The 11185-nt window shown below is 42.9% G+C and carries 12 protein-coding genes; all 12 read left to right on the plus strand.

Translation table 11 applies throughout. The annotated features are described in order from the left end of the window. Window positions 1–4 precede the first annotated feature (4 nt). A complete protein-coding gene (locus tag FD16_RS10570) occupies window positions 5–244 on the plus strand; it encodes an acyl carrier protein (protein WP_010622539.1) in 240 nt (79 codons plus the stop codon). A gap of 16 nt (window positions 245–260) precedes the next feature. Continuing rightward, window positions 261–1187, plus strand: coding sequence for an ACP S-malonyltransferase (locus FD16_RS10575; RefSeq protein WP_010622540.1), 927 nt, complete (start codon window positions 261–263; stop codon window positions 1185–1187). Then, entirely contained in the window at window positions 1180–1908 is a 729-nt protein-coding gene (gene fabG, locus FD16_RS10580) for a 3-oxoacyl-[acyl-carrier-protein] reductase (RefSeq protein WP_010622541.1), read from the plus strand. Before FD16_RS10575 ends, fabG begins: the two co-directional genes overlap by 8 nt. Before the next feature lie 19 nt (window positions 1909–1927). Then, window positions 1928–3163, plus strand: coding sequence for a beta-ketoacyl-ACP synthase II (gene fabF / locus FD16_RS10585; RefSeq protein ID WP_010622542.1), 1236 nt, complete (start codon window positions 1928–1930; stop codon window positions 3161–3163). Continuing rightward, window positions 3156–3614, plus strand: a complete 459-nt coding sequence (locus FD16_RS10590; RefSeq protein ID WP_010622543.1) for an acetyl-CoA carboxylase biotin carboxyl carrier protein — start codon at window positions 3156–3158, stop codon at window positions 3612–3614. Before fabF ends, FD16_RS10590 begins: the two co-directional genes overlap by 8 nt. A gap of 2 nt (window positions 3615–3616) precedes the next feature. After that, a complete protein-coding gene (locus FD16_RS10595) occupies window positions 3617–4030 on the plus strand; it encodes a 3-hydroxyacyl-ACP dehydratase FabZ family protein (protein WP_010622544.1) in 414 nt (137 codons plus the stop codon). A gap of 15 nt (window positions 4031–4045) precedes the next feature. Beyond that, a complete protein-coding gene (locus FD16_RS10600; protein ID WP_010622545.1) occupies window positions 4046–5407 on the plus strand; it encodes an acetyl-CoA carboxylase biotin carboxylase subunit in 1362 nt (453 codons plus the stop codon). 1 nt (window position 5408) lies between these two features. Next, window positions 5409–6239, plus strand: a complete 831-nt coding sequence (locus tag FD16_RS10605; protein WP_010622546.1) for an acetyl-CoA carboxylase carboxyltransferase subunit beta — start codon at window positions 5409–5411, stop codon at window positions 6237–6239. A gap of 2 nt (window positions 6240–6241) precedes the next feature. Further along, window positions 6242–7009 (plus strand): acetyl-CoA carboxylase carboxyltransferase subunit alpha, encoded by a 768-nt coding sequence (gene accA / locus FD16_RS10610; protein ID WP_010622547.1) that lies wholly within the window; start codon window positions 6242–6244, stop codon window positions 7007–7009. Between the two features lie 12 nt (window positions 7010–7021). Next, a complete protein-coding gene (gene fabI / locus FD16_RS10615) occupies window positions 7022–7780 on the plus strand; it encodes an enoyl-ACP reductase FabI (protein WP_010622548.1) in 759 nt (252 codons plus the stop codon). 444 nt (window positions 7781–8224) lie between these two features. Continuing rightward, the gene (gene serS / locus FD16_RS10620; protein WP_010622549.1) at window positions 8225–9529 is read left to right on the plus strand and encodes a serine--tRNA ligase; all 1305 of its coding nucleotides are present in this window, start codon (window positions 8225–8227) and stop codon (window positions 9527–9529) included. A 504-nt stretch (window positions 9530–10033) separates the two neighbouring features. Further along, window positions 10034–11116 carry a PfkB family carbohydrate kinase gene (locus tag FD16_RS10625; protein WP_010622550.1) on the plus strand — a complete coding sequence of 361 codons (1083 nt, stop codon included), beginning with the start codon at window positions 10034–10036 and terminating at the stop codon, window positions 11114–11116. The last annotated feature ends 69 nt before the right edge of the window (window positions 11117–11185 follow it).

Genomic DNA, 11185 nt, shown 5'->3' on the forward strand with positions numbered 1-11185 from the left:
TATTATGACTAAAGAAGAAGTATTTAACCAAATCAAGGACATTGTTAAGGATCAAATGGACGACGGTACAGCTGACAAGATCGAAGAAACAACTAACTTCAAAACAGATTTAAACCTTGATAGCTTAGACGTTTTTGAAATTGTCGACAAAATTGAAGATACATTTGATGTGGAAATTGAAAGTGACGAAGGAATCGACACAGTTGGTGACCTTGTTGACTACGTTTTGAAACAAAAAGCTTAGTAAAGTTGGTGACAACATGAAAATCGGTTATCTATTCAGCGGGCAGGGACAACAATTTGATGGTATGGGTCAAGACTTATACCAAACAGAGCCAAGCTACAGAGCGGTTGTTGACCAGGCAAGTGACATTTTGGGTCATGATCTTGCTAACGAGTCAGTGTTTGATGATCCTGATAACGTCCAAACTAGCATTGTAACGATGGAGGCCGGTATTGCAGCCATTTTAGCCGATGAGTTACCATCAATTGCTGGAATGACAGGTTTGAGCTTAGGAGAATATAGTGCCTTATTAGCAGCGAATGCTTGGAGTCTGGAAACGACATTACCGCTAGTTCGCGATCGAGCTCAAATGATGGCAATGGCCGGTGAACAAGAACCAGGTACAATGGCAGCGGTTTTGAAAACCAATGCACAACAGGTAGAGGCAGTTTGCAGTGAATTACGTCAGGCTGGTCATCGTGTTTATCCAGCAAATTACAACACGGATCACCAAATTGTGATTGGTGGGGATGAAGCAGGCGTTCAGTTGGCAACAGAACAATTGCACAATGCTGGTATCAAACGGATTGTGCCACTTAAAATGACGGTGGCTTCACATACTCCGTTAATGAAATTGGCCAGTGTTCAGCTAGGTCAGCGGTTAACGGATGTTGCTGTTAAGCAACCAACCACTGCGGTTTTCAGCAATACAACCGGTCAAGCTTTTGATCAAGATTCCATCAAACAAACGTTGGCACATCAGTTAATTCAGCCGACGAGGTTTGATCAGTGCCTTCATCAACTAGCCGATTTGCATTGTGATGTATTAATTGAAATCGGTCCAGGAACAGCGTTGACTAAGTTTGCTAAAAAAACATTGCCTGACGCAAAGGTAGTGAACGTTGAAAGCGTTGAAACACTGGACGCATTGAGACGAGTTATGAAGGAGGTTGCTTATGGATAACACAACACCCGTCGTTCTCGTAACGGGAGCCACTCGCGGTATTGGTTTGGCGATCGCTGAACGTTTGGCAGATCGTGGCATGCACGTTGTGGTTAACTCGCATAGTGAATTAAGCGACGAACAGAAAACAGCAATTGCTGGTGGTCATGAATTTACTTTTGTAATTGGTGATGTCAGTGACGAAAATGCGGCACAACAAATGGTGACGGATGTCGTTGATCAATTTGGCCAAATTGATGGATTGATTAATAACGCTGGTATTACCAGGGACAAACTACTGTCACGAATGAAGCTGGCCGACTTTGAAGCCGTCATTAATACCAACCTAGTTGGGGCCTTTAACATGACTAAAGCAGCACTCAAAGTAATGCAAAAACAGCGGTCCGGTAGCATTGTTAACCTATCAAGTATTGCTGGTACCAACGGCAATATGGGGCAAGCCAACTATTCGGCCAGTAAAGCTGGTCTAATTGGTCTAACCAAAACTAGTGCGCGTGAAGGGGCATTGCGTGGGATTCGCTGCAACGCCATTGCACCGGGCATGATTAAGACTGACATGACCGATAAATTAAGCGACAAAATGAAGAACCAATTCGTCGAGACCATTCCGTTGAAACGGTTTGGTGAACCAGATGAAATTGCTCAAACAGCAGAATTTTTATTAACGAATCAATATATTACTGGGCAAGTCATCAAAGTTGATGGCGGCCTGATGATTTAATCGAACTAGGAGGCATTTGATGAATAGAGTAGTCATTACTGGCATGGGAGCAGTGACGCCACTTGGCAATACCGCTCCGGAGTACATTAAACAATTGCTGGCATCAAAGGTCGGCATTGCACCAATTACTAAGTTCGATGCTGAACCGACTGGCATCACGGTTGCCGGTGAAGTAAAAGATTTTGACGGCTTTCAGCGGCTGGACAAAAAAACGGTGAAGAGAAACGATTTATTCACTCAGTACGCAATGTATAGCACGTCTGAAGCAATGGAAGACGCCCAGTTGAATGAAACTAATATTGACCCCGAAGATATGGGTGTCATTTACGGTTCTGGAATTGGTGGATTAACAACGATTGAAGAACAAGTTATCAAGATGCACGATAAGGGACCAAAGCGCGTATCACCATTGTTTGTGCCAAATTCTATTGTGAACATGGCAGCTGGTAATATTTCAATCATGATTAACGCGCAGAATACTAGCCAAGGGATTGTGACGGCCTGCTCTTCTGCCAACAATGCAATCGGTAACGCCTTTGAATATTTAAAACAAGGTAAAGCTCAGGTGATTGTGACCGGCGGTACCGAGGCATCGGTCAACGAAATTGGGATTGCTGGATTTGCGGCATTAACTGCATTATCAAAGAGCGAAGATCCCAACCAGGCTTCAATTCCGTTTGATAAAGACCGCAATGGGTTCGTCATGGGTGAAGGCGCTGCTACCTTGATCTTAGAAAATTACGATCACGCTAAAGCGCGTGGTGCCAAAATTTATGCTGAAGTGGTTGGCTACGGTACAACAAGTGATGCATATCATATGACGGCTCCTGATCCTCAAGGTAAAGGCGCTATTAGGGCCATGAAACAGGCTATCGATGAGGCAGGCATTACTCCTGATCAAGTTGATTACATTAACGCTCACGGGACTAGTACCCAAGCAAACGATGGTGCGGAAGCTCAAGGAATCAACGCTCTTTTTGGTGATCAGGTTCCGGTCAGCAGCACTAAAGGCATGACTGGTCATTTACTTGGCGCTGCTGGTGCCATTGAGGCAGTTGGGACAATTGGTGCCATGCTTCATTCACAAATGCCAGTTAACGTTGGTGTCAAAAATCAAGACGAAGAAGCACCTGTTACTTTAGTTAACGATGATAACAAGCATCGTGAAGTACGTTACGCCATTAGTAATTCATTTGGCTTTGGTGGACACAACGCCGTAATCGCATTTAAGAGATGGGATGAAGACCATGAATGAACAAGAAATTGAAACGTTGTTGGAAAAGTTTGATCAATCATCATTGATGAATTTCAGTATGGTTAAAGATGGATTTCAATTATCTCTAAGCAAGCGTGATCATGACGATGTGCAAACTGTGCCAGCGCCGATGACTGTTCCGGTTACCAGTGACACAAAACCTACAGAGACTCAGACATCTGCCACTGAAACTAAGGTGGTTGATGAACCGGGAACGGCCGTTAAGGCACCGTTAGTTGGAATTGTCTCGTTGTCGCCCAAACCAGGTAAGCCGACATTTAAACAACCTGGTGATCATGTCAAAAAGGGTGAAGTAGTCTGCCAAATCGAAGCCATGAAAATGGAAAATGAAGTTAAGAGCCCTGTTGACGGCGTTGTTAAGGCCATTTTGGTTGATGATCAAACGATGGTTGAGTACGATCAGCCGTTGATGACGATTACGGAGGGTTAGTCATGACAGAAGTGCAAGAAATGATTCCGCAACGTTATCCGTTTCAAATGATTGATAAATTTGGCGCAATTATACCGGGTCAAACGGCAAACGCAATTAAACTGGTGACGATCAATGAATGGTTTTTTAAACATCCAACGGCAAATATGGCAGTACCAAGACCAATCCTATTGGAAATGCTAGCGCAAACGGGTTCAGCTGCAATTTTAAAAATGCCTGAATACGCTGGTAAAATCATCTTTTTTGGTGGTATTCGCGAAGCAGAATTTACGGGGGATGCGCGTCCGGGAGATCGCTTGGATTTACAGGTGACTATGAAAAAATTACGCAAACAAATTGGTATTGGTGATGGCACAGTCACCGTTGATGGCCAAGTCATTTGCCAGGCGGAATTGATATTTGCGGCTGAATCGTAGTAGGAGAGATGCATATTGTTTACGAAAGTACTAGTGGCAAACCGTGGTGAGATCGCGGTGCAAATCATTCGTGCACTGCGCGAAATGAATATTCAATCGGTTGCTGTGTACTCGACTGCCGATCGTGACAGCTTATTTGTGAAGCTTGCAGATGAAGCTGTTTGCATTGGAGGACCACAGCCAACGGAATCATATTTGAACATGGCTCAGATTGTGAATACGGCCAACCTCATGGGCTGTGACGCAATTCATCCGGGTTATGGTTTCTTGTCTGAGAATGCGGCATTTGCTCAGCTATGTGCCGACTGTCAGATTAAGTTTATCGGTCCTGATCCGGAAGTGATTGAGCTGATGGGTGATAAGGCACGAGCAAGGGAAACAATGCAGGATGCTGACGTACCAGTCGTTCCCGGCAGTCATGGGATATTGACGACCTTGAACGAAGTGCAACAAGTAGTTGATTCAATCGGATATCCAGTGTTGCTAAAGGCAACTGCTGGAGGCGGTGGAAAAGGAATTCGTCGTGTTGATCGAGACGATCAGCTCGAGTCAGCCTTCAATCAAGCACAACAAGAGGCCCAGATGGCAGTTGGAGACGACGGCATTTATGTCGAAAAAGTGATCGATCATGCCAAACACATTGAAATGCAAGTAATTGCTGACGATGCCGGCCATATTGTCTATTTGCCGGAGCGTGATTGCTCATTGCAACGTAATCATCAGAAAGTGATTGAGGAAAGTCCAAGCTCGTTAATCACCCCTGAAAACAGACAGATACTAGGCCAGATTGTGGTTCGAGCCTGTCAAAAACTGAACTACACCAACACCGGGACATTTGAATTTTTAATGGATCCGCAACAGCAATTTTATTTTATGGAAATGAACACCCGGTTGCAGGTGGAGCATACGGTGACTGAAGAGGTGACAGGACTGGAACTGATTAAGGCGCAGATTCTGGTTGCACAGGGACAAGATTTACCGTTCACACAACGTGATGCACAGGTCAAAGGTTATGCGGTGGAATGTCGGTTAAACGCTGAAGACCCAGCGCAGGATTTCCGACCGGCTGCAGGCAAAATTAAACAATTGGATTTGCCAACCGGAACACTGGGTGTGCGTATCGATACAGGTGTGACAAGTAATAGCATGGTGCCACCATTTTACGATTCAATGATTGCAAAGGTAATTGTGCATCATCAGGATCGGCGCCAAGCCCTTGCCAAAATGCGTCGAGTGATCGGTGAATTATCAGTGAATGGTTTAACAACTAATCAGCAGTTCTTACTCGAACTGTTAGAAGATCCGGTTGTAAATGATGATTCGTTTACAACAGCATATGTTGAACGCGATTTTTTGAATCAGCAGGCAGGTGAATAAAATGACTAGTAAGTTTGAAACACCGACACCAAGCGAATTATCACAAAGAACTGATAAAATTCCGGACAATCTGATGCACCGGTGTCCAATTTGTCACCAGGTAATGACTCATTATCAGTCCGCAGACAAGACATGTCCTAATTGTGGGTATGGTTTTCGGTTAACGGCTCGTGAACGAGTTGAAGCGATTACCGATACATTTGAAGAGATTGATCGTGATGTGACAATCCCATCACGGTTTGACGATTCTTTGTATCTTCAAAAAATCGAACGTGCCAAGCAGGCAACTAAACTCAATGAAAGTGTTCTAACTGGATTTGCTAGCATTAATCGTCAACAGTGTGGTCTTGCAATCATGGACAGTCACTTCATTATGGGGAGCTTGGGTTCAGCAACTGGTGAAAAACTGACCCGTTTGTTTGAAGCAGCTAAACAGAAACGAGTACCCGTTGTTTTATTTGCCGCCTCTGGTGGTGCGCGAATGCAAGAGGGGATGAATTCTCTCATGCAGATGGCAAAAGTATCGCAGGCCGTTGCCGATTTTCAGGCGGCGGGTCTCGCCTACATAGTCGTTTTAACTGACCCGACAATGGGCGGTGTAACGGCCAGCTTTGCAACTCAAGGTGATGTGATTTTAGCAGAACCACACGCAATGATTGGTTTTGCGGGGCGACGAGTAATTGAACAAACAATTAAACAGGCACCACCGCAGGATTTTCAACGAGCAGAAACGCTGTTGGCACACGGCTTAATTGATGCAATTGTTCAGCGAGTTGACTTAAAGCAAACGCTGAGTCAACTGTTACAGTGGCATCAAGTAAAGGAGGCGTAAAGATGATTAGAACGGCTTATGATGCAGTAAATGCTGCAAGAAGCAGTGAAAAAATCAGTACTCGTCGATTAATCAACGGGTTATTTACGAACTTTTTTGAGTTACATGGTGATCGCCATGCGGCAGATGATGCTGCGATTGTAGCTGGTATTGCTGAATTAAACGGGGTACCGGTAACGGTTATTGGTATCCAAAAAGGTAGCACGATGGACGAAAAAATGGCCACTCATTTTGGTTGTCCGGAACCAGAAGGCTATCGCAAGGCATTAAGACTAATGAAACAAGCCGAGAAGTTTCATCGACCAGTTATCACTCTAGTTAATACGCCAGGGGCTTTTCCTGATGTTCATGCCGAGCACCATGGACAAGGTGAATCGATTGCCCAGTGTTTGTTAGTTGGCACTCAGCTACGAGTGCCCTACCTTAGTTTGATCGTTGGCGAAGGTGGCAGCGGCGGTGCGTTAGCTTTGGCATGTGGGGATCAGACGTGGATGTTTGAAGACAGTATTTATTCGGTATTATCCCCAGAAGGCTACGCCAGCATTTTGTGGAAAGATGCCCACCGGGTAGAAGAGGCAGCTGAAGAAATGAGGCTCACGCCTGAAGATTTACTGGAAGACGGTATTATTGATCGAATTGTACCAGAAGTTAAAGACGACAAGAGCATGGGACAACTCAGGCAACAAATGATTAGTGAAATAGATACATTGCGGCAAACGCCAATTGAAGAATTAATGGCTCAGCGACATGAACGCTGGCGCAACTTTTAGGAGGACGCACTGATGAGTGAATTATTGAAGGGAAAAACAATCGTCATCATGGGCGTGGCCAACAAGCGCAGTATTGCGTGGGGCTGCGCGCAGGCGGTAATGGAAGCTGGAGCACAATTAGTGCTGACGTATCAAAATGATCGTTTAAAAAAGAGTTTGGAGCGATTTGTACCAGAAGCAGTCGACATGATCGAATGTGATGTTTCAACCGATGAACAAATTGATACAGCTTTTAAACAAATTGGAGATAAATATGGTCAAATAGATGGCCTTGTCCACGCAATTGCATTTGCGGACAAAGAGACGCTTGAAAATGGTTTGATTAATACTAAACGGGATGGATTTGATTTGGCACAAAATGTCAGTGCCTATTCTCTGATTGCGGTCGCACGTGCCGCTCAACCATTGCTAAAGAACCCAGCCAGTATTGTGACTTTGACCTACTTTGGGTCAGAACGAGCTGTACCAAACTATAATATGATGGGGGTTGCTAAGGCAGCCTTAGAAGCTAACGTCCGTTATTTGGCGTCAGAAATGGGCGAAGCAGGAGTCCGTGTTAACGCGATTTCAGCGGGCGCCATCAAGACTCTGGCAGTGACAGGCATTAAGGAACATGGTGCATTACTCAAGTTATCTAAGTCCAGAACGGTGGATGGTCAAGATGTGACAACCACTGAAGTCGGAAATGTAGCAGCATTCTTAATGAGTGACATGTCAACCGGAATGACTGGGGATGTGGTGTATGTGGATAAGGGTGTGCACCTCCATTAGAGAACGGAGCAGACCGATTAGCTCATGAGCATTAACGGAACAAATGAGGTGATACCCGGGTTTTGGAATCAGTGATCTTTTTGGATAAAGCGGAGTGAACTGAGATACGGAGTTCATTTCGACAAGATTACCTGAAAAGGAAAGTATAAATAGCTAACACCTCCATTTACCAGTTGCCAAACCCCGTTAAATGTAATATGATAGCCAATGTTAAGAAACACGAATGCATTTCAAGTAGACAATTTAGAGAAGCACTGTTTGGTGGAAAGTGCCTGTCGAAACTCCGATGCAGCTATATGTGGGCGGGTAATGCCGCACGGTAATTGGCCGTTATCAATGCAACGAGGGTGTCAGTAGACAAACTTGGGTGGTACCGCGGAAATAGAGCCATTTCGTCCCGAAATAATGAGGATGGAGTGACTCTATTTTTTTGGAGGTTTACACATGTTAGATATTAAGAAAATGCGTATGGATCCCGATTATTTCAAGAAGCGTTTGGCAACACGTGGTGTTTATCCGCAAGATGTTGATGCGATTTTTGAACTCGATAAGAAACGCCGTGATTTGATTCAACAAACCGAAACATTGAAAGCCAAGCGTAACGAAGTTTCAAAGCAAATCGCTCAAGCAAAGCGCAACAAAGAGTCTGCTGATGACGCTATTGCCGACATGAAGCAAGTTGGACAAGATATTAAAGCATTGGACGATCAGCTTAATGCCAATGAAGAAGATTTTCATAACAAGATGGCACATTTGCCCAACATGCCACACGAAGGCATTCCGGTTGGTAAGGATGAAGCTGCCAATACTGAATTGCGCAAAGTCGGGAATATTCCATCATTTGATTTTGAACCCAAGGCCCACTGGGACATTGGTGAAGATCTAGGGATTCTGGACTTCGAACGTGCCGCCAAAGTGTCAGGTGCAAGATTTGTTTACTACGTTGGCTTAGGTGCCCAATTGGAACGTGCGGTTTATAACTTCATGCTCGATGAACACATGAAGGAAGGCTACACCGAAGTTTTGCCTCCATACTTAGTTAACGGCAACGCCATGTATGGTACAGGCCAATTTCCGAAGTTTAAGCAAGACGTGTATCAAATCGAAGCTGATGAACATCAACTAACAATGATTCCAACTGCTGAAGTGCCTTTGACAAACTACTTTTCAAACGAAGTGATCCCTGCCGAAAAGCTGCCAGTTTATGTGACTGCACTAACTCCTTCATTCCGTTCTGAAGCAGGATCAGCAGGTAAGGACACTCGTGGTTTGATTCGGATGCATCAATTTAACAAGGTAGAAATGGTTAAGTACTCAAAACCAGCCGATTCCTATCAAGAACTTGAAAAAATGACTGCTAACGCAGAAAATATTTTGAAAAAGCTCGGCTTGGCATACCATGTTATCACGCTATCAACCGGTGACATGGGCTTCTCAGCTGCTGAAACTCATGATATTGAAGTATGGATGCCTCAACAAGACATTTATCGCGAAATTTCAAGTTGTTCAAATACTGAAGACTTTCAAGCACGTCGCGCCCACATTCAGTACCGCGATGACAACGGTAAATTACAATATGTGCACACGTTGAACGGTTCCGGTTTAGCTGTTGGTCGGACAGTTGCTGCTATTTTGGAAAACTATCAAAATGAAGATGGTTCAGTAACAGTCCCAGATGTGCTGGTACCTTATTTTCATGGTATTACTAAGATCACTAAGGATAATGCAGTACCGTTTAACAACAAATAATATAGATAATAAGCTTGCAAAATTTAGGTTTTGTAGGCTTTTTTAATTTACGAGAAATTATGTGTAAAGAAATTCATAAACCCTATTGAATACGAGCACGAATCTTTGACTATAGCTTTCCAGGGATATACAATAAGCTCACAGTTAGGTGTGTAAACTTAGCAAAGTAAAACTTCGTACACGTTATCGAGTGCTACGGTGCTGATGATAAGAGAATTGGGGATGAGCATATGATTTTGAAAATTGTTTTTGATATTATTTTGTATTTGATCGTATCGTTCGGATTTGCTGTCTTCGTTGGGAAGTTTATTGCTGTTGGTGAACAAGATAATTAAGTTGAATATGTATAGCACTTCGGATGTTTCGAGGTGCTTTTTTTATTTCTGATAAGTCAGTATTCAAATTAATGGATTAACTGTTATACTTTGAAATACAATGATCGTATAAATAATACATGCCATTAATGTAGTTTCGGTAATGTAACTAGAATGGGGCAGTTTAACAATGATTTCACGAGAACAACAAATTTTTGAATGGATTAAACAAAATCCAATGATCACTCAAAATGAGCTAGCAGAGCTTGCTGGAATTACAAGGTCTGGAGTTGCAGCGCATATTACAAATTTAGTCAAAAAGGGCTATCTTCAAGGTAAAGGATATATTGTGGCCCCGGAAAGTTACGTGGTAGTTGTTGGAGGAATTACACTGGATCTATTTGGCATTCCTAATGATGAAGTTATAAATAAAAAATCAAATTCAGGCGTAATTTACTCAGATGTTGGTGGGCTTGGTCGCAATATTGCTGTTAATTTAACCAGGCTTGATATTCCCAATTATTTTGTCTCTGTTTATGGACACGATTCTGCAGGTGAAAGCTTTAAGGAAGATGCTCTAGAGAATAATTTGGATATAACGTACGCCAAACAAATATCTAACATGCCAACATCTAGATATCTGTATATTAACCAAACTAGTGCTAAAAGGATCTTTGGAGTTGATGATAGCCGAATTCATGATGAAATTACGCCTGAATTTTTGAAGGAAAGAATTAATGTATTAAACAATGCAAAAATGATAGTGGTGGATCCTAATTTGCCAGAAAAAACAATTACATGGATTTATAAAACTTTTGATCAGCCGTTACTTGCAGATTCAATTAATAAAGTTCAACGTTTGAAACACGGTATATCAGCACTTGATACGCTGGTACTGAATGCTGATGAATCAGAAACAATTGCAGATGTTAAAATTATTGATCGGCAATCGGCAAAACTTTGTGCTGATAAATTACTCGAAATGGGTATTTCTAAAGTATTTATATATGACGCGCAAGTTGGATTTTTATACCAGACTGAGGATAATTCATTTTATTACCCTATCACATTGGAAAAGGTTTCAAATTCGAATGGTGTGGGAGCTGCGGCTATCGCAGCGTTAATATATTCACGTAGAATGAATCTAACTGATGAGCAAACATCAATTGTCGCTAAAACAGCAGCACAGATGACGATGACTACTTATTTGAACGTCTCAGAACATATGAATCCCCAGCTGTTTGAAAGCAACGACGATAATAAACAAAAATAAAACTTAGTTAATATCTGCTAAGCCGAGGGAACTCGGCTTTTTTTATTTCGTCTTGAAGACCTAGTTGAG

Origin of the sequence: Paucilactobacillus suebicus DSM 5007 = KCTC 3549 (genome assembly GCF_001434475.1) — a bacterium.
Lineage (GTDB): Bacteria > Bacillota > Bacilli > Lactobacillales > Lactobacillaceae > Paucilactobacillus > Paucilactobacillus suebicus.

What these genes read in the sequence shown, in the direction of transcription:
- FD16_RS10625 (WP_010622550.1), top strand. Translation starts at nt 10,034, where the DNA reads ATGATTTCACGAGAACAACAAATTTTTGAATGGATTAAACAAAATCCA.
- accA (WP_010622547.1), top strand. Translation starts at nt 6,242, where the DNA reads ATGATTAGAACGGCTTATGATGCAGTAAATGCTGCAAGAAGCAGTGAA.
- FD16_RS10570 (WP_010622539.1), top strand. Translation starts at nt 5, where the DNA reads ATGACTAAAGAAGAAGTATTTAACCAAATCAAGGACATTGTTAAGGAT.
- fabI (WP_010622548.1), top strand. Translation starts at nt 7,022, where the DNA reads ATGAGTGAATTATTGAAGGGAAAAACAATCGTCATCATGGGCGTGGCC.
- FD16_RS10575 (WP_010622540.1), top strand. Translation starts at nt 261, where the DNA reads ATGAAAATCGGTTATCTATTCAGCGGGCAGGGACAACAATTTGATGGT.
- FD16_RS10595 (WP_010622544.1), top strand. Translation starts at nt 3,617, where the DNA reads ATGACAGAAGTGCAAGAAATGATTCCGCAACGTTATCCGTTTCAAATG.
- FD16_RS10590 (WP_010622543.1), top strand. Translation starts at nt 3,156, where the DNA reads ATGAATGAACAAGAAATTGAAACGTTGTTGGAAAAGTTTGATCAATCA.
- serS (WP_010622549.1), top strand. Translation starts at nt 8,225, where the DNA reads ATGTTAGATATTAAGAAAATGCGTATGGATCCCGATTATTTCAAGAAG.
- fabG (WP_010622541.1), top strand. Translation starts at nt 1,180, where the DNA reads ATGGATAACACAACACCCGTCGTTCTCGTAACGGGAGCCACTCGCGGT.
- FD16_RS10605 (WP_010622546.1), top strand. Translation starts at nt 5,409, where the DNA reads ATGACTAGTAAGTTTGAAACACCGACACCAAGCGAATTATCACAAAGA.
- fabF (WP_010622542.1), top strand. Translation starts at nt 1,928, where the DNA reads ATGAATAGAGTAGTCATTACTGGCATGGGAGCAGTGACGCCACTTGGC.